At 64.2% G+C, this 21,209-nt stretch carries 20 protein-coding genes and 1 pseudogene; 12 read left to right on the top strand and 9 right to left on the bottom strand.

Going from position 1 to position 21,209, the window contains the following annotated elements:
* Positions 1 to 110: 110 nt before the first annotated feature.
* The 4 genes and pseudogenes from HV711_RS17820 to HV711_RS17805 form a co-directional block, all read right to left on the bottom strand.
* Positions 111 to 779, bottom strand: a pseudogene (locus HV711_RS17820) (CaiB/BaiF CoA transferase family protein); the annotation flags it as partial.
* Positions 779 to 1,237: a MaoC family dehydratase gene (locus HV711_RS17815; protein WP_035479165.1), complete on the bottom strand. Its 459-nt coding sequence runs from the start codon at positions 1,235 to 1,237 to the stop codon at positions 779 to 781. The pseudogene HV711_RS17820 and the gene HV711_RS17815, both read right to left, overlap by 1 nt.
* A 2-nt stretch (positions 1,238 to 1,239) precedes the next feature.
* Positions 1,240 to 1,632, bottom strand: coding sequence for a VOC family protein (locus HV711_RS17810; RefSeq protein ID WP_035479162.1), 393 nt, complete (start codon positions 1,630 to 1,632; stop codon positions 1,240 to 1,242).
* Positions 1,629 to 2,615: a ketopantoate reductase family protein gene (locus HV711_RS17805; RefSeq protein ID WP_035479159.1), complete on the bottom strand. Its 987-nt coding sequence runs from the start codon at positions 2,613 to 2,615 to the stop codon at positions 1,629 to 1,631. The genes HV711_RS17810 and HV711_RS17805 overlap by 4 nt, the downstream gene beginning before the upstream one ends.
* A gap of 103 nt (positions 2,616 to 2,718) precedes the next feature.
* On the opposite strand from HV711_RS17805, the gene HV711_RS17800 reads away from it, so the two are divergent.
* From HV711_RS17800 to lra1, 6 genes are all read left to right on the top strand, one after another.
* Positions 2,719 to 3,624, top strand: coding sequence for a LysR family transcriptional regulator (locus tag HV711_RS17800; RefSeq protein WP_014971954.1), 906 nt, complete (start codon positions 2,719 to 2,721; stop codon positions 3,622 to 3,624).
* 202 nt (positions 3,625 to 3,826) lie between these two features.
* Complete coding sequence (locus tag HV711_RS17795; protein ID WP_035479158.1) at positions 3,827 to 4,171, top strand: hypothetical protein; 345 nt, start codon at positions 3,827 to 3,829, stop codon at positions 4,169 to 4,171.
* A gap of 238 nt (positions 4,172 to 4,409) precedes the next feature.
* Positions 4,410 to 5,162: an SDR family NAD(P)-dependent oxidoreductase gene (locus HV711_RS17790; RefSeq protein ID WP_035479157.1), complete on the top strand. Its 753-nt coding sequence runs from the start codon at positions 4,410 to 4,412 to the stop codon at positions 5,160 to 5,162.
* A gap of 124 nt (positions 5,163 to 5,286) precedes the next feature.
* Positions 5,287 to 6,615: an MFS transporter gene (locus HV711_RS17785; RefSeq protein WP_035479156.1), complete on the top strand. Its 1,329-nt coding sequence runs from the start codon at positions 5,287 to 5,289 to the stop codon at positions 6,613 to 6,615.
* Positions 6,616 to 6,661: 46 nt separating this feature from the next.
* Complete coding sequence (gene rhmD / locus HV711_RS17780; RefSeq protein WP_028359767.1) at positions 6,662 to 7,840, top strand: L-rhamnonate dehydratase; 1,179 nt, start codon at positions 6,662 to 6,664, stop codon at positions 7,838 to 7,840.
* Between the two features lie 51 nt (positions 7,841 to 7,891).
* Complete coding sequence (lra1, locus tag HV711_RS17775; RefSeq protein ID WP_035479155.1) at positions 7,892 to 8,674, top strand: L-rhamnose 1-dehydrogenase Lra1; 783 nt, start codon at positions 7,892 to 7,894, stop codon at positions 8,672 to 8,674.
* A 15-nt stretch (positions 8,675 to 8,689) separates the two neighbouring features.
* Here lra1 and HV711_RS17770 read toward each other — a convergent pair whose 3' ends face one another.
* On the bottom strand, positions 8,690 to 9,682 hold the full coding sequence (locus HV711_RS17770) for a LysR family transcriptional regulator (protein WP_028359769.1): 993 nt from the start codon (positions 9,680 to 9,682) through the stop codon (positions 8,690 to 8,692).
* A gap of 126 nt (positions 9,683 to 9,808) precedes the next feature.
* Here HV711_RS17770 and rhaM point away from each other — a divergent pair, with 126 nt between their 5' ends.
* From rhaM to rhaS, 6 genes are all read left to right on the top strand, one after another.
* A complete protein-coding gene (gene rhaM / locus HV711_RS17765; RefSeq protein WP_013590382.1) occupies positions 9,809 to 10,132 on the top strand; it encodes an L-rhamnose mutarotase in 324 nt (107 codons plus the stop codon).
* A gap of 43 nt (positions 10,133 to 10,175) precedes the next feature.
* Positions 10,176 to 11,069: an amidohydrolase family protein gene (locus HV711_RS17760; protein WP_035479154.1), complete on the top strand. Its 894-nt coding sequence runs from the start codon at positions 10,176 to 10,178 to the stop codon at positions 11,067 to 11,069.
* Positions 11,070 to 11,137: 68 nt separating this feature from the next.
* Complete coding sequence (locus HV711_RS17755) at positions 11,138 to 12,667, top strand: sugar ABC transporter ATP-binding protein (protein WP_035479152.1); 1,530 nt, start codon at positions 11,138 to 11,140, stop codon at positions 12,665 to 12,667.
* Positions 12,664 to 13,725 (top strand): ABC transporter permease, encoded by a 1,062-nt coding sequence (locus tag HV711_RS17750; RefSeq protein ID WP_035479150.1) that lies wholly within the window; start codon positions 12,664 to 12,666, stop codon positions 13,723 to 13,725. The genes HV711_RS17755 and HV711_RS17750 overlap by 4 nt, the downstream gene beginning before the upstream one ends.
* Positions 13,718 to 14,734, top strand: coding sequence for an ABC transporter permease (locus HV711_RS17745; protein ID WP_035479148.1), 1,017 nt, complete (start codon positions 13,718 to 13,720; stop codon positions 14,732 to 14,734). The genes HV711_RS17750 and HV711_RS17745 overlap by 8 nt, the downstream gene beginning before the upstream one ends.
* A 62-nt stretch (positions 14,735 to 14,796) precedes the next feature.
* Positions 14,797 to 15,804: a rhamnose ABC transporter substrate-binding protein gene (rhaS, locus tag HV711_RS17740; protein WP_013590377.1), complete on the top strand. Its 1,008-nt coding sequence runs from the start codon at positions 14,797 to 14,799 to the stop codon at positions 15,802 to 15,804.
* 132 nt (positions 15,805 to 15,936) lie between these two features.
* Here rhaS and HV711_RS17735 read toward each other — a convergent pair whose 3' ends face one another.
* The 4 genes from HV711_RS17735 to HV711_RS17720 all read right to left on the bottom strand — a co-directional run bounded on the left by HV711_RS17735 (position 15,937) and on the right by HV711_RS17720 (position 21,150).
* Positions 15,937 to 17,022 carry a porin gene (locus tag HV711_RS17735; RefSeq protein WP_035479146.1) on the bottom strand — a complete coding sequence of 362 codons (1,086 nt, stop codon included), beginning with the start codon at positions 17,020 to 17,022 and terminating at the stop codon, positions 15,937 to 15,939.
* 82 nt (positions 17,023 to 17,104) lie between these two features.
* Positions 17,105 to 18,172 (bottom strand): ABC transporter ATP-binding protein, encoded by a 1,068-nt coding sequence (locus HV711_RS17730; protein WP_014971944.1) that lies wholly within the window; start codon positions 18,170 to 18,172, stop codon positions 17,105 to 17,107.
* Positions 18,165 to 19,934, bottom strand: a complete 1,770-nt coding sequence (locus HV711_RS17725) for an ABC transporter permease (RefSeq protein ID WP_014971943.1) — start codon at positions 19,932 to 19,934, stop codon at positions 18,165 to 18,167. Before HV711_RS17725 ends, HV711_RS17730 begins: the two co-directional genes overlap by 8 nt.
* 127 nt (positions 19,935 to 20,061) lie before the next feature.
* Positions 20,062 to 21,150, bottom strand: coding sequence for an ABC transporter substrate-binding protein (locus tag HV711_RS17720; protein ID WP_035479145.1), 1,089 nt, complete (start codon positions 21,148 to 21,150; stop codon positions 20,062 to 20,064).
* Positions 21,151 to 21,209: the final 59 nt, after the last annotated feature.

Raw genomic sequence — 21,209 nt, 5'->3', positions numbered from 1 at the left:
GGCGGTTCTCCTTGGTTCCCTGTTCGGGAGGTTGGTCCTGGAAACCCGATTCTCTCGGATTCCACTGGCGAACCGCCGCCTTCAACCTTCAACTACGCCTGGGACATTGCCGGCAGCACGCCTTGCAACGTATAGCACTGCACCGCGTACTCATGCATGGAGACAAGCGTGTCGTACAGCGCCATGTCGATATGCTGGCCGCGTCCGCTCTTCACGCGACCCAGCAGCGCCGCGTTGATGGCGGCCACCGCGTGAATGCCGGTGTACATGTCGCCGAGGGAAATGCGCAGCAGCGGGGGCGGCTCGCCAGGCGTGCCGACCATCTGCATGATGCCGCTTTTTGCCTCGGCGATCAGGCCGAAACCGGCGCGGTGCGCATCGGGGCCGGTATGGCCGTATGCCGAGATCGAACAGTAGACGAGGCCCGGATTGCGAGCGGACAACTCGGCATAGCCGAGCCCCAGCTTGTCGAGCGCGCCGGGACGATAATTCTCGACGAATACATCCGCCGAGTCGCACAGGCGGCGCATGAACTCCTTGCCGCGTGCGTCTTTCATATTGACGCTCACGCCGCGCTTGCCCATATTGAGTTGCAGAAAGTAGCCGCTTTGCTGATCGTCCAGCACGGTGGCGTGCTGGCGTCCCGCATCGCCGCTGCCGGGACGCTCGACCTTGATGACTTCGGCGCCGAGCGCCGCAAGGCAGCGGCCCACATAGGGGCCGGCGAGAAAGTGGCTATAGTCGACAACGCGTATACCTTCGAGGGGACGTGCCTGCATCACAGTGCTCCCGGCCGGCGCGGCACCATCAGACGATGTTCGCCGCGTTGAACTGTTTCGCCATCCTGATTGATCAGTTCTGATGGAAGAACGACGATGCCCCAGCCAGGCCGGCTCCTGCTGGGCCGCATAGCGCCGACGCGAAACTTCACGTGCAGCACGTCGTTGACCTTGATGGGCAGCACGAAGTCCCAGGTCCATCCGAGCGACATGCCGGGCAGGAAACGATAGTCGCTCTGGGTCTTGAGGCCGTCGGCAACCGAGAGTCCGAACAACCCATGCGCGACGAGGCAGCCGAAGTGGCTCGCGTTGGCATAGGCCTCATCCACGTGCACAGGCGTGTGATCGCCCGTGAGATCGGCGTAGGCGAGGATGCGCTCCTTCGTCACGGTGTAGCTCGGGCTCACGCACTCGTCGCCTTCACGGGCGTCGTCCCAGTATTTCTCGATGATTGTCATGCTCAAGTCTCCGCACGCGGGTTGATGCTCAGCGCCTCTGCGACACAGGAGGCGGGTCTCGCCTGAATCAGTTCGACAGCGAGGCCGTCGGGCAAACGCAGCCAGTTGCGCCCTTGCGGCATGTCGCTCACACCATAGGCCTGAGCAGCCACCAACGCCGCTTCCAGGTCTTCGCACATGACGCCCAGGTGGGCCAGGCGCCCTTCGTGGCCGTCGTAATGCGGCGCATGAATGAACTGCAGGCCGCCGAGTGTCCAGTACTGGCGCGGTGCATCGGCGGTGCCGTCGACTTCACGCATGGTCATGCCGAGCACGTCCTCGAAAAAGCGGATGTGCCACTGAATGTCCTTCACCCAGATCGCCACGTGCTCGAGATAAGCCTTTGAGCCGCTCATGCCGTCGTCTCCTTGCGGTTCTTATCGTGCATGTCAGCGTGCTTCGCATCGTCCCGCTCATCGGCCAGCGCGCGCTCAATGCCCTTGATGCATGCCACCAGCGTTGCGTTGACCGGCGTCGGCACGCCGAGCCGTTGCCCCCAGCGCACCACCGAGCCGTTGATGAAATCGATCTCCGTGACCGAGCCCTTTTCGAGGCTTTGCAGCATCGATGTCTTGAACGTGGGAGAGAGGCCTTCGGCCGCCAACGTCCATGCTTCGTCGGGCTCCTTGATCGACAACGCAATGCCCGCTGCCCGCGCAGCCGCCATGGCTTCGCTGATGGCCGCGAGCGCCGTTGCCTTCAGGAGCGGCTCCGTGTAGAGCTGGCCGTAGGTCAGACGCGTGATGCCCGTCAGCGCGCCGGTGGCGACGTTGATGAGCAATTTGTCCCACATGGTGCCGACGATGTTGTCGCTGACCGTAGTCAGCAGGCCGGCGGCGTTGAATGCGTCGGCGATGGCCCGCACCCGTGGCGTGAGCCGGCCATCCAGCTCGCCGATATAAGTGGCTTTGCCGGTGACCCCCGCCTCGATATGGCCCGGCCCGCGCAGCACGCCGCCCACATACGTCTTGCCCGCGAGCACGCGCTCGCGGCCCACAATGTCGGCGAGCACGTCTTCATGCCCCAGGCCGTTCTGGAGCGAAAGCACCAGCGTGTCAGGACCGATCAGCGCGAGCGCGCCGCGCATCGCCGAGTCGGTGTGAAAGGACTTCACCAGCACGATGACGAGGTCGGCCGCGCCGACTTCGCTCGCTTGCGTCGCCGCGCGAACCGCGATGCGCCGCGCACCTTTATCGTCGTCGACCAGCAGGCCGTCACGGCGCATTGTGTCCACATGGAGGGGCGAACGATCGATCAGCCAGGTTTCCTGGCCGCCTTCCGTGAGGGTGGCGCCGATCGCACAGCCTAGTGCGCCGGCCCCGAGAATCGCAATCTTCACTGAGCTTCTCCTTGACGTGTGGATACACGATAGGAGTTGTCACCCATAACGGCAATGCAATGACTACAATGACATCATTGCGAAACACAATAATGCGGCGCCCATGACCCAGCCCGATTTCCCCGATATCAAACTGCTGCAGCTCTTCGACCTGCTTTACGACACGCGCAGCGTCACGCGCGTGGCGGAGCAACTGGGGCAGAGCCAGCCGACTATCAGCATCTGGCTCGGGCGGTTGCGCGAGTCCTTGCAAGATCCGCTTTTCATCCGCACGCCCGGCGGCATGGCGCCGACGCCGCAAGCCGACGCGCTTATCGGTCCCTGCCGCGAGATACTCGAATCGCTCAGGCGGTTCCTCGCATGGGAGATCGCCTTCGATCCCGCCACCGCACAGCGGCGCTTTCGCATCTGCATGACGGACGCGAGTCACATCACACTGCTGCCGAGACTGCTCGCGCATGTGCGCGCCCAGGCGCCGGGCATCCGGCTCGAGGCGGCGAGGATCGACGGCAATACGGAGCGCGCGCTGGAATCGGGCGAAGCGGATCTCGCCATCGGCTATGTGCCGTGGTTAAGCGGCGGCATCTACCAGCAGCAGCTTTATCAGCAGGACTGGGTGTGCCTCAGCAACCGGCATCATCCTCGCATTCGAGGGCGGCTCGCGTTGAAGCGGTACCGCGCGGAGGGACATGTCAGCATCGAATCCGGCACCGGGGCGCAACTGCTCGAACAGGCACTGGCGCGCGAGCGGATAGAGCGGGACGTCGTGCTGCAGCTGCCGGGCTTTCTCGGGCTCGGCACGATCGTGCAGACTACCGATCTGCTTGCCACGCTGCCGCGCCATATCGGCGAGACGCTCGCGCAGGCCAACGATCTGGCCGTCCACCCGTGTCCTGTCCCCGTGGATGGCTTTGCCGTCCGGCAACACTGGCATGCGCGGTATCACCACGAGGCGGGCAATCGCTGGTTGCGTGGCGTCGTCTTTCAGCTATTCGGTGTTTCGCGGTGAGACAGTGCTTCGCGGCCGGGGCGCGATCACATCAGGGCGTCCCAGAGGCCGTGAGCTGCGCGACTCGTTGAACTCCGAGGCAGGCTGTTTGTCGGACGGAACGGGCGCATGTCGATGCGGTGCGCGTCAGTTGCCGGCTAAACCGCCTGAAGCGCGGCCACCCGCCGGCGCCCCGTGAAAAACCCCGTCAACCTACAAGCGAATGAAAAAAAACGACCCCAAACTGCCCTCAGCCGCGCGCGCCGAACTGCTGTGCTTTCTCGTGGCCATCGCTGCGGCGTCCTATGCGCTCAGCGCGGAGTGGCGTGTGGATCACGTCGTCCAGTGCTGCCGCCAGTGGCTCGCCAGAAACAGCATGCCCATGCATTGGCTGGAACGCGTGCAAATCGGTCAGCTTGCGTTGAAGATCGCCAGCCAGGATCTGATGAATGCGGGCGTGGCTGTGCGCCTGTCGAACGTGCAGGCGCTCTTTACGAGCGAAATGGAGCTGAACGAAGCCAGCACGATGGTTCAGCGCATGAAGGCTCTGTGTCAGGACGCGCTTTGAGCTCGCGTCGCGCAAGCGCGGCCGCGTCCGGCCTCGCCCTGCATAACGGCTAGTGAGTCACACCCTCGCCGCGAGCGGTAATCCCTCTGTTTTCCTGCCATCCGATGTCTCCCCGCGCTCCACGTCGCGCGATCCGCTTTTGTTATCGACCTTTCCGATTCTCGGATTGTTGCGGCATCGCGCGGCCCGTATATTGGCGTGAAGCCCAGATACGACAACACCGACGCTGGAGACACGAATGAACCGAATCGACCTGGAAGGACGCGTGGTCGCCATTACCGGCGGCGCGCGCGGCATCGGCTACGCAGTCGCTCAGCGGGCGCTCAGCTCGGGCGCGTCGGTCGCGCTCTGGGACATCGACGCGGAGCGCCTCGCCCGCAGCCAGCGCGAGCTTGCCGAACTCGGCAAAGTGACGGCGGTCACCGTCGAACTCACGCAGGAAGCGGCCGTCGCCCATGCCGTCTCGCAGACTGTGCTCGACCACGGTGCAATCGACGTGCTGATTAACTCCGCGGGCATCACCGGCGGCAACGGCACCACGTGGGAGCTGGGGCCGGAGGTCTGGCGCCGCGTCATCGACGTCAATCTGATCGGACCGTATCTCACGTGCCGCGCGGTCGTCCCGCAGATGCTGAAGCAGGGCTATGGGCGCATCGTCAATATCGCGTCGGTGGCCGGCAAGGAGGGCAATCCGAACGCCTCGCACTACAGCGCGTCGAAGGCCGGGCTCATCGGCCTCACGAAATCGCTAGGCAAGGAACTCGCGACGAAGAACATTCTCGTCAACGCGGTCACGCCCGCGGCCGCCAAAACGGAAATCTTCGATTCGATGTCGCAGCAGCACATCGACTACATGCTCTCGAAGATTCCGATGAACCGCTTCCTGCTGCCGGAAGAAGCGGCCTCGCTGATTCTCTGGCTCGCCTCCGAGGACTGCGCATTCAGTACCGGTTCGGTATTCGACTTGTCGGGCGGCCGCGCCACTTATTGAGCCAGGCCGCGCGCGAGTCAAGACGCGTAGCGGCGTGACAAGGCACGCCGCTACGCGAAGCCGGCAAGCCGCACTTCACACGAGAACCGCGAAGCCGCCCAGCGGACTGCGCGAAGGAGACGACATGGACCCGCATGCGAGTGCTTCGCTCGAAGCGATCAACAGCAAGGTAATGCGCCGGCTGTTGCCATTCCTGCTTTTGATGTATGTGCTGGCATTTCTCGACCGCGCGAACATCGGCTTCGCGCAGAAAGCGCTGCAGCACGACACGGGTCTGTCGACCGCGGCATTTGCGTTCGGCGCGGGCGTTTTCTTCGTCGGCTATGCATTGTTCGAGGTGCCAAGCAATTTGCTGTTGCATCGCGTCGGCGCGCGAGCGTGGATGTGCCGCATCATGGTGACGTGGGGGCTCGTGTCGGCGGCGATGAGTCTCGCGCACACGGCAACGACGTTCTACACGCTGCGCTTTTTGCTCGGTGTCGCCGAAGCCGGATTTTTTCCCGGCGTTATCTATTACCTCACGCACTGGTTCCCTCAGCGTGCGCGTGCCCGCGCCGTCGGCATGTTCTATTTCGGCGCGCCGCTGGCGTTCATTTTCGGCAGTCCGCTGTCGGGCTCGCTCCTTGAGTTGAATGGTGCGCTGGGATTGGCCGGCTGGCAGTGGCTCTTTCTGGTCGAAGGCGTGCTCGCCTCCCTCGTCGGCGTATGGGCGTTCTGGTATCTCGACAATCGTCCCGAAGACGCGCGCTGGCTCGCGGCGCAGGAACGAACGACGCTGCGCGCCGCACTCGACGACGACGCGCGCGCCGCCTCGGCGCATGGACCGCATCGCATTCTCGCCGCGCTGGTGGACCGGCGCGTGCTGTTGCTCTCGTTGATCTATCTGCTGATCCAGATGAGCGTGTATGGCGTGATCTTCTATCTGCCGCAACAGGTCGCCGCCTTGCTTGGTACGACGGTGGGCTTTCACGTCGGGCTCGTCGCCGCCTTGCCGTGGATCTGCGCGCTCGCGGTCACCTGGTATGTGCCGCGCCGCGCCGACCGAACGGGCGCGCACCGCCGCTGGGCGTCCGCGCTGCTGGTCGTCGCGGGGCTCGGCATTGCTGTGTCGGGACTCGCGCACAGTCCGGCCATCGGGCTCATCGCGCTGTGTTGCGCCGCAAGCGGTTTCATTGCTGCACAGCCGCTTTTCTGGACCTTCCCGACGCGTTTGCTGACCGGTGCGGCCGCTGCGGGCGGCATCGCGCTGATCAATTCGCTCGGCAGTCTGGGCGGTTTCATCGCGCCGAGTTTGCGCACTGCTGCGGAGCGCGCGTTTTCTTCGACATCGGCGGGACTGATCGTGCTCGGCGCCTCCAGTCTGCTCGCCGCGCTGTTGATCGGCACGCTGTTGCGCGGCGACGGCGCGAAAGCCCCCGGCTCAATTCACGATTTGCTGCATCGCGCCCGCTAGGCGCACTGCCGGCGACACGTTCGACGTCCATCACGGAGCCTCTCTCATGGCCATGCCCACTATCCGGCACGTGCGTGCCTTCATCGTCCGCGGCGGCGGAGCGGACTATCACGACCAACCCGGCGGACACTGGATCGACGATCACATCTCGACGCCGATGGCGCGTTACCCCGAGTATCGCCAGAGCCGGCAGTCGTTCGGCATCAATGTGCTGGGCACGCTCGTCGTCGAAATCGAGGCGAGCGACGGCACCGTCGGCTTCGCGGTGACGACGGGCGGCGAGATCGGCGCGTTCATCGTCGAAAAACATCTGGCGCGTTTTCTCGAAGGCCAGCTCGTGACCGACATCGAAAAGATGTGGGATCAGATGTACTACTCCACGCTTTATTACGGGCGCAAGGGCGTGGTGCTCAATACGATTTCGGGCGTCGACCTCGCTTTGTGGGATCTGCTCGCGAAGGTGCGCAAGGAGCCGGTGTATCAGCTATTGGGCGGCCCCGTGCGCGACGAGCTCGTGTTCTACGCGACCGGCGCGCGTCCGGACCTCGCGAAGGAGATGGGCTTTATCGGCGGAAAATTGCCTTTGCAGCATGGTCCGGCAGAAGGCGAAGCGGGACTCAAGCTCAACCTCGAGAAACTGGCCGACATGCGCAGCCGCGTCGGCGACGATTTCTGGCTGATGTACGACTGCTGGATGAGTCTCGACGTGCCGTATGCAACACGCCTCGCGCAAGCCGCGCACCAATACGGGCTCAAATGGATCGAAGAGTGCCTGCCGCCCGACGACTACTGGGGTTACGCCGAACTGCGCCGCAACGTGCCGCGCGGCATGATGGTGTCCACGGGCGAACATGAGGCGACGCGTTGGGGTTTTCGCATGCTGCTCGAGATGCAGTGCTGCGATCTGATTCAACCGGATGTGGGCTGGTGCGGCGGCATCACGGAGCTCATCAAGATTTCGGCGCTCGCGGATGCGCATAACGTGATGGTCGTGCCGCACGGCTCCTCGGTGTACAGCTATCACTTCGTCGTCACGCGTCATAACTCGCCGTTCTCCGAGTTCCTCATGATGGCGCCCAAAGCCGACGAGGTCGTGCCGATGTTCACGCCGCTGCTGCTCGACGAACCGGTACCTGTGAATGGACGCATGAAGGTGCCGGACACGCCGGGCTTCGGCGTGCGGCTCAATCCGGAATGCGCGCTGGTGCGGCCTTATCCGCGTTGACCCATGCCGCACATGCGGCTGTGTTGCGGGTCTACTGAAAGGAGAATTTTCGTGCTGCTCAAGGACAAGGTGGTGATCGTCACCGGCGGCTCGCGCGGCATCGGGCGCGCCATAGCCGTTGCGTGCGCAACGGAAGGCGCCGACGTCGCAATCAACTACTGGGGCGATAACGACGCATCGTATGGGCGCCGTTCCGCCGTCGCCGAAGTGGTCGAAGAGATCGAGGCACTCGGGCGGCGCGTCATTTCGATAGAAGGCAACGTGGCCGCGCGCGAAACCGGGCAACAGCTGGTGCAGCGGACCGTTGAAGCATTCGGCAAGGTCGACGTGCTGGCAAGCAACGCCGGCATCTGTCCGTTCCACGCGTTTCTCGACATGCCTGCGGACGTGCTCGAATCGACAGTCGCAGTGAATCTGAACGGCGCGTTCTACGTCACGCAAGCCGCTGCGCAGCAAATGAAAGCGCAAGGCACGGGCGGCGCCATTGTCGCGACGAGTTCGATCAGCGCTTTGGTGGGCGGCGGCATGCAGACGCACTACACGCCGACCAAAGCGGGCGTTCATTCGCTGATGCAATCGTGCGCGGTCGCATTGGGGCCGTACGGCATCCGCTGCAATTCGGTCATGCCGGGCACGATCGCGACGGACCTGAACGCCGAAGATCTCGCCGACGAAGCGAAGAAAGCCTACTTCGAAAAGCGCATTCCGCTCGGGCGCCTCGGCCGCGCTGAGGACGTTGCCGAATGCGTGGTGTTTCTCGCGTCCGACCGTGCGCGCTATGTGACGGGCGCGGCGTTGCTCGTCGACGGTGGCCTGTTCGTCAATCTGCAATGACGCGCGATGCCGACTTCAGCTAACCGGCGCGGAAGTGTTCGCGACTTCGCGGGACGCGGCATCGTCGCGCGCGAGACGCCGCGAGAAACCGCGCAGCAGTTCGATGAAGCGCAGCGCCGGCTCCCCGAGGGGTTCTTCCTTGCGCGTGAGAATGCCGAAACCCGCGAGGCTCTTGCCGATTTCGAGGGGCAGGGCGACGAGCAGCTTGCCGCGCACGTGATCGCGCACCACCGACTCCGGCAGCATCGCCACCGCGTCATAGTTTTCGAGCAACTGCAGCGTCGCGAAGATCGACGCGCATTCGGTGAGATTGACCGGCGTGGCGAGCCCCGCACGCGCGAGCTCTTCCTCGAACAGCACACGCGCCGGGCTGGTCACGGGCTGCGCCACCCATGGCCAGTCGATCAGTTCGCGCAACGTGATGCGCGCGCGGCTCGCGAGCGGATGCACCGAGCGCACCACGAGCAGCAAGGTCTCGCGCGCGAGCGGCTCGAAACTGAAATCGTTGTGCTGCAAGGGGCTGGTCAGGCGCCCAAGCGCGAGATCGACTTCGCGGCGATGCAGCAACTGCACCACCTGGTCGCTGGTTTCGCCGAGTATGCGCACGTTCAGCAGCGGACTATCGGTCTTCAGCGCCGCGACGGCCATGGCCAGCAGATCGGGCGCGGCACCCATGATCGCGCCGACCGTCAATTGACCGTGACCGCCGCGGCGCTTGACCTCCAGGTCTTCGGCGAAACGCGTGAGTTCGGCGAGTGCTCGCCGTGCATAGGCCAGCGTGACGACGCCAAGCGGCGTGGGCGTCATGCCGCGCGCGTTGCGCTCGAACAGCAGAAAGCCGAACGCTTCCTCGATGTCGCCGAGCATGCGGCTCGCGCTCGGCTGCGCGACGTTGACGGCTTCGGCGGCCTGATGGAGATTGCGTGCGTCGTCGAGCGCGACGAGCAGCGCGAGGTGTTTGAACTTGAGCCGATTGACGAGTGCGACGGTTGCTGAGAGTGGGCTCATGGTGCCGGTGCGATTCGGTTTGTGGATCGCCCAATCCCAAACACGGATTGAGATGCTATCGACGCAGGAATTATAGTCTTTGCAGGCGCTTCGCCGCGAAAGCGCCATAACGACGAGACAGCCGCAATGGAGACAATCGCTTTCCGGATGGTGCTCAACCCCGGCATGCGCGAGGAATACGAGCGCCGTCATGCGCAAATCTGGCCGGAACTGGTTGATGCATTGCACAACGCCGGCGTGCGCGAGTACCGCATCTTCTTCGATGCCGGCACCGACCACCTGTTCGCCGTGCTCACGCGCACTACACATCACACGATGGACGCGCTCCCTGAACTCGACGTCATGCGCAAATGGTGGGATTACATGGCCGACATCATGCACACCGCCGCGGATCACACGCCGCTTCAACAACCGCTCGAACAGGTGTTCCGGCTAAGTTCGCTTAACTAACCGATTGTCACGCTTCGCACGCTTGAAACGACGGAGGCACTGCATGCAGGTTGTCGATTCGCATATCCACTTGTGGGATTTGAAAACGCATTGCTATCCGTGGCTCGACAACCCGGGCGTGTCGTTCGTCGGCGACGCGCGCGATCTCAAGCACGACTATCTGCTCGATGACCTGCTCGGCGAAGCGGGCGGCATCGACGTGAAGAAACTCGTGCACGTGGAGGCGAATCACGATCCCGCGGATCCCGTCGAGGAAACGCGCTGGCTGCAGTCCATTGCGGATCGCGCCGAATCGCGCGGCATGCCGAACGCCATTGTCGCCGCGGTCGATCTGTCTGCGCCGAACGCGCCTGCATGGCTCGAAGCGCATGCGGCGTTTCCGAACACACGTGGCATCCGCCAGATTCTCAATGTGCACGTGAACAAGCTGTTCGATTATGTGGGCCGACACTACATGCGCGAGCCGCAGTGGCGCGAAAATTTCGCATTGCTGCGCCGTCACGACCTGTCGTTCGATCTGCAGATCTATCCGTCACAAATGGAAGAGGCGGCGGCGCTTGCACGCGCGCATGCGGACACGCTCTTCGCACTCAATCATGCGGGCATGTTCGTGGACCGCGACAGCGTGGCCGGTTATCGCGCATGGCGCGACGGGCTGCGCATGCTCGCCGCTTGCAAGAACGTGTACGTGAAAATCAGCGGACTTGCGATGTTCGATCATCACTGGACGGTGGAGAGCTTGCGGCCCTATGTGCTCGAAACGATCGACGCGTTCGGTGTCGAGCGCGCGATGTTCGCCTCGAACTTTCCCGTGGACCGTTTGTTCGGCTCCTACGCGGATTTGTGGCATGCGTATGCGGCGATTATCGAAGGCGCGAGCGTTGCGGAAAAAGAGGCGCTCTTTTGCCGCAACGCGGAGCGCTTCTATCGCATCTGACGCAGACCGTGAGCACGAGGCAAACCGAAAAACGCTGACGCCCACCACGCATGAGAAGGAGACACGCAGTGCAGCCACCCTCAACCGCTCAGCCGAGGCTTGAATTGCGGCATGCGAGCAAATCGTTCGGGCGCGTGCGCGCACTGTCCGATGGCGATCTCGCGCTGTGGCCCGGCGAAGTGCACGCGCTGCTCGGCGAGAACGGCGCGGGCAAATCGACGCTCGTCAAGATTCTCGCGGGCGTGCATCAGCCGGATAGCGGCGAACTCGTGGTCGACGGCATGGCGCGCCGCTTTGCGACGCCGGCCGAAGCGCGCGATGCCGGGCTCGCGGTCATCTACCAGGAACCGACGCTGTTCTTCGACCTCTCGATTGCGGAGAACATCTTCATGGGCAGGCAGCCCGTGGACCGCATCGGCTGCATTCAATACGACGCGATGCGCCGCGAGGTGGACGGCCTGCTCGCCTCGCTCGGCGTGGATCTGCGCGCGGACCAACTGGTGCGCGGTTTGTCGATTGCGGATCAGCAGGTGATCGAAATCGCGAAGGCGCTCTCGCTGAATGCGAACGTGCTGATCATGGACGAACCGACCGCCGCGTTGTCGCTGCCGGAAGTCGAGCGGCTCTTCGCGATCGTGCGCAAGCTGCGCGAGCGCGACGTGGCGATTCTCTTCATCACGCACCGGCTCGACGAAGTCTTTGCACTGACGCAGCGCGTCACGATCATGCGCGACGGCGCGAAAGTGTTCGACGGCCTGACCGCCGATCTGACCACCGACGCCATCGTGGCAAAAATGGTCGGCCGCGATCTGGAGACGTTCTATCCGAAAGCGGAGCGGCCGCCCGGCGAAGTGCGGCTCTCCGTTCGCGGCCTCACGCGCGTCGGCGTGTTCAAGGACATTTCGTTCGATGTCCGCGAGGGGGAAATCGTCGCCCTCGCGGGTCTCGTGGGCGCGGGCCGCAGCGAAGTGGCGCGTGCGATCTTCGGTATCGACCCGCTCGATGCCGGCGAAATCATGATCGGCGGCCAGCGTCTGTCCGCGGGCAGTTCCGCCGCCGCGGTACGCGCGGGACTCGCGCTCGTGCCCGAAGACAGGCGCCAGCAGGGACTCGCGCTGGAGCTCAGCATCGCGCGCAATGCGTCGATGACGGTGCTCGGCCGGCTCGTCAAGCATGGCCTCATCACCGCGCGCAGCGAGACCGCGCTCGCGAACAGGTGGGGCACGCGGCTGCGTCTGAAAGCAGGCGACCCGAATGCGCCGGTGGGTACACTCTCCGGCGGCAATCAGCAGAAGGTCGTGCTGGGCAAATGGCTGGCGACGGGCCCCAAAGTGCTGATCATCGACGAACCCACGCGTGGCATCGACGTCGGCGCCAAAGCCGAGGTGTACAGCGCGCTCGCCGAACTGGTGCGCGACGGCATGGCGGTGCTGATGATATCGAGCGAACTGCCCGAAGTGCTCGGCATGGCTGACCGCGTGCTCGTGATGCACGAAGGCCGCATCAGTGCCGACATTGCGCGCGCCGAGGCCGACGAGGAACGCATCATGGCCGCCGCGCTCGGACAACCCATTCCACCGTTGGGACGTGCAGCATGATGCGTCATTCTTCGACCCACCCCGCGCCCGTGCAGGCGCCGCCGCCGGCAAAGCGCGCTGCGAGTTCGCCGGCCGGCTTCGCCGCGACTCTCGCGAAGAGCCGCGAGACGACGCTTTTCATTGTGCTGATTCTGCTGATTTCAGGCACCGCGCTCGCGAGGCCGCAGTTCCTGAATCTGCAGAATCTGCGCGACGTGCTGCTGAATGTATCGATCATCAGTCTGCTCACCGCAGGCATGACCGTGGTGATCCTGATGCGTCATATCGACCTGTCGGTCGGCTCCACGGTCGGCATCAGCGCCTACGCGGTAGGCAGCCTGTACGTCGCGTTTCCTCAGATGCCGGTGATCGTCGCGCTGGCAGCGGGGCTCGCTATCGGCCTCGTGGCGGGCGGCATCAACGCGCTGCTGGTGGCGGTCGGCCGCGTGCCCTCGCTGGTCGCGACACTTTCGACCCTCTACATTTTCCGCGGTGCGGATTACGCGTGGGTGCACGGCGGACAGATCAACGCAACCAGTTTGCCCGATGCATTTTCGCGCCTTGCCACCGGCACATTCTTCGGCATCCCGACACTCGCGCTGATCGCCGTCGTCGTGCTGCTCGCGCTCGCCATCTATCTGAAGCAGTTTCGCGGCGGCCGCGAGCACTATGCGATCGGCTCGAATCCCGAGGCCGCGCGTCTGGCAGGCCTGAATGTCGAGCGGCGCGTGATGGCGGGCTTTCTGCTGTCCGGCGCGATTGCCGGCTTTGCGGGCGCATTGTGGCTCGCGCGCTTCGGCACCGTGGACGCGAGCACCGCGAAGGGCATCGAACTGCAGGTCGTCGCGGCGGCCGTGGTGGGCAGCGTCGCCATCACGGGCGGCGTGGGAACGATACTCGGCGCCACGCTCGGCGCGCTGGTGCTCGGCGTGATCAGCATTGCGCTCGTGGTGCTGCACGTTTCACCGTTCTGGGAGCAGGCGATCGAGGGCGCGTTGATCGTCGCCGCCATTACCGCCGACACTTTGCTCGCCCGCTCCGTCGCCAAACGCATGATGAGGAAACGCGATCATGGCTAAACCCGATTCCGCGCTGCTCGCGCGCAAACGCGAAACGCCGCTGCAATGGGAAGCGCTGCTGGTACTCGTGCTGTTCGTCTCACTTGCACTCGGCCGCGTGCTCTCGCCGGTGTTTCTCACGGGCGCGAATCTGAGCAACGTGTTGGCGGATCTCACCGAGATCGCCTTGATGGCCTTGCCGATGACGCTCGTCATCGTCGCGGCCGAGATCGACTTGTCGGTGGCTTCGGTGCTCGGCGCATCCAGTGCGTTGATGGGCGTGCTGTGGCATATGGGCTTGCCGATGCCGGTCGTGATCGCGCTCGTGCTGATCGCGGGCGCGGCGGCGGGGCTTCTCAACGGTCTCGTGATCGTCAAGCTGAATCTGCCGTCGCTCGCGGTTACGATCGGCACGCTCGCGCTCTTTCGCGGCCTCGCCTATGTGCTGCTCGGCGATCAGGCCGTCGCCGATTTTCCGCCCGCGTACACCGCATTCGGCATGGAGACGCTCGGCGCGACCTTTATTCCGCTGCCCTTCGCGATCGTCATAGCCGGCGCGGTGCTGTTCACCGTGCTGCTGCAATCCACCGCGTTTGGCCGCAGCCTCTACGCGATCGGCGCGAATCCGACCGCCGCCGCGTTTTCCGGCATCGAGGTCGCGAAGATCAGGCTGCGTCTGTTCGTGCTGTCGGGTTTGATGAGCGCGCTGGCCGGCGTCATCCACACGCTACGCTTCACGAGCGCGCGCGGCGATAACGGCGAGGGTTTCGAGTTGTCGGTGATTGCGGCGGTGCTGTTCGGCGGCGTGAGCATTTTCGGCGGACGCGGCTCGATGATCGGCGTGTTGCTGTCGCTGCTCATTATCGGCGTGCTGAAAAACGCCTTGACGCTCGACGACGTATCGAGCGAAACGCTCACCATCGTCACCGGCGTGCTGCTGCTTGCATCCGTGCTGATACCGAACCTGGTTGCCCGTTGGCGCGCGGCGCGCGACCGGCGTTTCATCGCGAAGTCGGCTGCATCTTCATGACGTGATTTAGCGTGACTACAAACCCGGACCTCATCCGTCCAACAACAAGCAGGAGACACTTCATGTTCAAACCCCTACGTCACACCGGCGCGGCGGCGCTTTGCATTGCGTTGCTCGCGATCAGTTGCGCGGCGCCCGCTGCGGGCCTGAAAAACGGCCTGAAGATCGCATTCGTGCCGAAGCAAATCAACAATCCGTATGAAGTGATCGCCGACGACGGCGGCCTCGCCGCGATCAAGGAATTCGGCGGCACGGGCAAGGTGGTGGGGCCGTCGGACGCAGGCGCGTCGTCGCAGGTGCAATACATCAACACGCTGATCACGCAGCGGCAGGACGCCATTGTGATCGCGGCCAACGACGCCAATGCGGTCGTGCCGTATCTGAAGAAAGCGATGTCGCAAGGCATCAAGGTCGTCACGTTCGATTCGGACACGGCGCCCGAGGGCCGGCAGCTATTCGTCAATCAGGCGAACGCGGAGGGCATCGGCCGCGGCCAGATTCAGCTGGTTTCGAAGCTGATGGGCGGCGAAGGCGAATTCGCGGTGCTGTCCGCCACGCCGAACGCGACCAACCAGAACACCTGGATCAAATGGATGCAGGAGGAATTGAAGAAGCCCGAGTATTCGAAAATCAAGCTCGTCAAGATTGCCTACGGCAACGACGACGACCAGAAATCGTTCGTCGAGACGCAGGGCCTGCTACAGGCGTATCCGAACCTGAAGGCGATCGTCGCGCCGACCACGGTCGGCATTGCGGCGGCGGCGCGTTATATCTCGACGTCGTCGAGCAAGGGCAAGGTGGCCGTGACCGGTCTCGGCACGCCGAACCAGATGCGCGCATTCGTCAAGAACGGCACGGTGAAGGCATTCCAGTTGTGGGATCCGAATCAGTTGGGCTATCTCGCCGGCTACGCAGCGGCGGCGCTCGCGTCGGGCACGATCAGCGGTAAGGAGGGCGAATCGTTCGATGCCGGCAAGCTCGGCAAGCGCACCATCGGCGCGCAAGGCGAGATCATTCTCGGACCGCCGACCACCTTCGACGCCAGCAATATCGACAACTTCAACTTCTGATCGCCACCGGGCGCGCATTCACGCGCGGCGCCGACGAAAGAGCACGCGAGGCGCGCTGGGCCATGCACCGCCCGCGCGCCTCGCGCTTTTTTGCCTACGTGACGGCCTTCACGCGGCACACACGAAGCGCGTTCAGAAGCGGTGCTGAATGCCGGCGGTCACGCCCGTCTGCGTGTCGGCCGCGCCGGTCAGATCGCGCGACAGGCTGACGGCATTGCCGTGCTGCGCCATCGCATAGCCGCCCGCCAGGTACAGCACGGTGCGCTTGGAGAGCGCGTACTGGCCGCGCAGCGAAATGAGCGTTGGGTCGGCGTCGCTCGCGTCCTTGATGTCCTGGTGATAGACAGCGCCGAACAGCGAGATGAACGGCGTCACGTCGTATTGGCCGCCGATCCAGTACATGTCGCTGCGCAGCGTCGGCGTGGCGGTGTGGAAGGTGCGCCGGTAGTTGCGGTAACCGGCCATCGCCTTCACCGCGCCGAAGTCGTAGCTGAGGCCCGCATGAATGCCCTGGATGTAGTTGGTCGTGTCGGCGGGCGTGACGCTGTCGTTCGCGCCGTTCTGCCGGTCGAAGGTCACCACGGCGGCGAACGGGCCGGCTTCGTAGCCGAGGCCGAAATCGTACTTCGAGCTGGATTTCATGCTGCCGGGCACGTTGCCGAAGCCGTACGTCGCGCCGAATTTAAAGCCGGAGAAGGTACCGTCGTAGCGCACGGCATTGGCGGAACGCGAGAACAGTCCGTCCTTGCGGCCGCCCGTCGCGGTGGACGAGGTCGCCCACGAGTAGTTCGGCGCGTATCCCATCGGATCGAACGGCAGCATGTAATCGTAGGTGGTCGTGAAATTGCGGCCCAGCGTGATTTGCCCGAAGCGGTTTTTCAGGCCGAGGGTCGCGCGCCGGTCGAAAATCGCACCAGGGCCGTCGTCGAACTGGCCGTTTGCGATATTGATGCCGCTTTCCAGCTGGAACACGGCCTTCAATCCGCCGCCCAGATCCTCGACGCCGCGCAGACCCCAGCGCGACGTGTTCTTGCCGCCGGACACAAGACGCGTGGCGCTGCCGCCCGCGCCTGCATGGTTCACATATTCGACGCCCGCATCGACGATGCCGTACAAGGTCACGCTCGACTGCGCATGTGCGCCTGTCGTGAAACCGGCGAAACCGGCGAGGCCGGCGCAGGTCACGCCGAGGGTCGTTTTCTTGATGCTCAACTTCATCAACAGTCTCCTGTAGCTGCTTTTTTTACTTCGGTGGGTGAGGGTGCAAAGCGCTGCGGCGGCGCTGCGCAGTGCGGAACTGTCAGCTCGCCTGAGCGAACGCCCAGCAGTCGTTCGCCGGAAACTCGATCCAGTGGCGCCCGGCTGCGCGCGGCACATTGCCGAATGCGCGCAGACGCAGCTCGCCGCAATGAAACAGGTACTCCCAGCGGTCGCCGAGATACATCGACGTAATCAGATCCGCTTCGAGGCGGTTCGCGCCCGGACCGTCGGCCACCTGCACGCGCTCGAGGCGGATCACGGCTTGCGCCTGCTGACCGGCCGTGAGCGCCTCGCGCGCTTGCGCCTGCAATTGCCAGCCGTCGCCGGCGAGCGTCACCCGCTCGCCGTCCACGGCGGCCACCCGCGCGTCGATACGGTTATTGCTGCCCATGAACTCGGCGGTGTAGAGCGAGCGCGGCGCGCCGTACAGTTCCGCGGGCGTGCCTTCCTGTTCGATGCGGCCGTTGCGCAGCAGCAGGATGCGGTCGGACATCGCCATCGCCTCGGTCTGGTCGTGCGTCACGCAAAGCGCCGACAGCCCGAGCGACACAATCAGTTCGCGCAGCCACGCGCGTGCTTCCTCGCGCAGCTTGGCATCGAGATTCGAAAGCGGTTCGTCGAGCAGAATCACCGGCGGGTTGTAGACGAGCGCGCGTGCAATCGCCACACGTTGCTGCTGGCCGCCCGAAAGTTGATACGGATAGCGCGCGGCCAGGTGGCCAAGTCCCAACTGATCGAGCGCGCTTTGCACGCGCTTTTTCTGCTCCGCCGCCGACACGCGCCGCAGCTTCAACCCATAGCCGACGTTATCCGCCACGGTGCGATGCGGCCACAGCGCGTATGACTGGAACACGAGCCCGAGCGAGCGCTGCTCGACCGGCAGATCGACGTGCGCCGTGCCGTCGAAGAATGCCTTGCCGTCCAGTTCGATGCGGCCCGACGAAGGCTGTTCGAGACCGGCCACCGCCCGCAGCAGCGTGGTCTTGCCGCTGCCCGAGGCGCCGAGCAGGCACACCACCTCGCCGGGGTTCAGTTCGAACGACACGCCCTTGAGAATCGGGTTGTCGCCATAGCTCAGAAAGAGGTTGTCGACCGAGAGCTTATCCATGCAGTTTCACTCCGAAGCGCAGGGCCACGCCTAGTCCGGCGCCGACCATCGCGATGTTGATGACAGAAAGCGCCGCGACCTGATCGACCGCGCCCGTCGCCCACAGCGACACGAGCAGCGCGCCGATCACCTCAGTGCCGGGCGAGAGCAGATAGACGGCGGTCGAATATTCGCGCTCGAAAATCATGAAAATCAGCAGCCACGCCGCAAGCAGTCCGAAGCGCACGAGCGGCAGCGTCACGTCGAAACTCACGCGCGCCCGCGTGCCGCCCACGCTGCGCCCGGCTTCTTCGAGTTCGGGGCCGACTTGCAGCAGCGCGCTTTGAATCAGACGCATGCCGTAGGCGAGCCACACGACGGTGTAGGCGATCCAGATGCTCCACATCGAGTTCTTGAGTTCCTTCACGCCCGGCACGAATAGAAAGATCCACAGGAACGCGAGACCCGCGAGCAGGCCCGGCACCGCGCGCGGCAGCAGCACGAGGTAGTCGAGCAGACGCGTCGCCCAGTCGTTGCGGCGATGGCCGGCGAACGCCACGAGCGAATAGAAGCCCACCGCGAGCGCGCCGCCGATCACGCCGATGCCGAGCGTGTTGAGCATCGCGCGCACGAGGTTGTCCTGCTCGAACAGCTCGGTGAAGTTGGCGAGCGTGAGCACGTCGGCAAGACGCACGCCTTCGCCCCAGTTGGTGACAAACGCGCGCAGCGTGATGCCGGAAAGCGGCACGAACACAGTCAACAGCAGCCACACGGCGACGATCGCGAGCGCGACCCAGCGCCATGCACCGAGCGGCAGCACGGTCTGACGTCCCGCCTTGCCCTTGACGGTGACGAAGCGGTTTGCGCGCTTGAGCAGCCGGCGCTGCAGCAGCACGAGCGGAAACGTAATCGCCACGATGCACACGGCGACCGCGGCCATCAGGTGATACGACGGCACGCCGAGCTTGTTGGTGAGCTTGTACAGATAGGTGGCGAGCACGAGATGCCCTTCGGGGTCGCCGAGTACGAGCGGCAGCCCGAACACCTCGAAGCCGAGGAAGAACACCAGCACGCCTGCGAAAAGCAGCGCGGGCAGGGTCATCGGCAGGCTCACGTCGAGTGCCACGCGAAACGGGCGCGCGCCCGCGACGCGCGCGGCTTCCTCGACATCGGAGCCGAGATTGCGCAGCGCCGCCGACGAATACAGATACACGTGCGGCACATGCGTGAGGCCGACGATCACCGTGATCGCGAGAATCGAGTACACGGTCCACGGCGCTTCGGCGCTGCCGAACAGCGCCTTCCACCAGACCGAATAGAAGCCGACCGGGCCGGCCGCGACGACGTAGCCGAATGCGAGCACCATCGGCGAAACAAACACGGGCGTGAGCAGCAGCGGCTCCAGCCAGCGGCGCCCGGGCAGGTCGGTGCGCACCATCAGGAACGCGAGAATGCCGCCGAGCGGAATGGAAATGAACAGCATGCCGCCCGCGATCACGAACGAGTTTTTCAGCGCGGACCAGAAGTCCGGGTCGCTGAAAATGAATTCGAAGCCGGCGAGGCCGAGCGTGCGGTTGGCGTCGAAGAACGGCGCATTGAGCACGCTCTGGAACAGGATGAAGCCGAGCGGCAGCGCCACCGCGACGGTCAGCACCGCGACGACGAGCCAGCGCAGCAGCCCCGCCAGCGGTTGCAGACGGCCGTGCGGCAACGCGCCGATGGAGCCGCTGTCTGCCGCGAGCGGCGCGGCGTCGCGAGGCCCGGTTGCGCTAGTGAAAAGCATGAGTGTCCCCCTGCGGCGCTGAAAGCCGCATATCGACAGGTGTGTTCAACGGAAAGCGGAGACGTTCGCGCGCGGGCGGCGCGAACGCGTGAGTCAGGCGCGAGCCGCTATCTCAGACGAGACGCGTCTAGCGCTTGATCGACTGTTGCCATTGCTTGAGGAATTCGAGGCGCTTTGACTGGTCGAGATAAACCAGCAGGCCCGAGCCGATCGGAATGGGCTTCAACGAATCGCCGAGCTGCTTCGTGAGACCGGCCATCGACGTTTCGCCTTCCACGTCCGAGCGGATCGAGAAGAGGCTCGCCTGATTCGCGAGCAAGGTCTGGCCGCGCTGCGACAGCAGGTAGTCGACCCACAGCTTCGCGGCGTTCGGGCTCTTTGCCTTCTTCGAAATGGTGACGAGGCGGCTCACCACCAGTGTGTAGTCCTTAGGATAGACATAGCCGATGGACGGATCTTTCCTCGCCTTGGTGAGCGCGTACGAGCCGAGAATGTTGTAGCCGATCAGGTTCTCGCCCGACGAAATGCGCTCCATCATCGCGCCGGTGCTCGACTGCAGTTTCGGGCCGGTGGCGCCCATCGCCTTGACGAGATCCCACGTGACCTGCGGGTTCACGCGCGCGTCCTGGGTCAGATAGTTGAAGCCGACGCCGGACTTCTCGATGTCGTAAGTCGTGACCTTGCCTTTGAACTGATCCGGCTTGGCCTGCAGCAGCTTGATGAGGTCGGCGCGCGTTTGCGGCACTTCGCCCGCGGGCACGAGACGCTTGTTGTAGACGATGGCGAGCGGTTCATAGGTGGTGCCGTAGGCCTGCTTCTGGTACTGCGCCCACTGCGGCAACTGTTTGGCTTCCGGCGACTCGTAGCTCGCCATCAGGCCGTCGTTGACGAGCTTCACCTGCAGGTCCATGGCCGAGCTCCACAAGACGTCGGCGCTCGTGCTGCTCGCTGCGTTTTCGCTGATATAGCGGTTGTACAGCTCGGTGCTGTTCATGTCGTTGTACTCGACCTTGATGCCGTACAGGCTTTCAAAGTCCTTGATGAGCGGGCGCACGAGGGCGGTGTCCGTGACCGAGTAGACGATCAGCTTGCCTTCCTTTTTCGCCCCGTCGACGGTGGCCTGGTAGTCGCCCGGATAGCCGGCCGGAAAGGCCGCCCATGCTGCATTTGCGGCGACCGCGACAGCGCCGGCGAGAAGCTTCAGAGAGATGTGCACGTCTTCCTCCAGAAAACATCATGTTGGTTTTGTGAAGGCGAATAGTAAGAGAGTCGTGC

This window comes from Paraburkholderia phenoliruptrix (assembly GCF_902859825.1).
Taxonomy (GTDB): domain Bacteria; phylum Pseudomonadota; class Gammaproteobacteria; order Burkholderiales; family Burkholderiaceae; genus Paraburkholderia; species Paraburkholderia phenoliruptrix.
The sequence above is the reverse complement of the archived record's forward strand: the minus strand, read 5'-3'. Positions and strand labels throughout refer to the sequence as shown.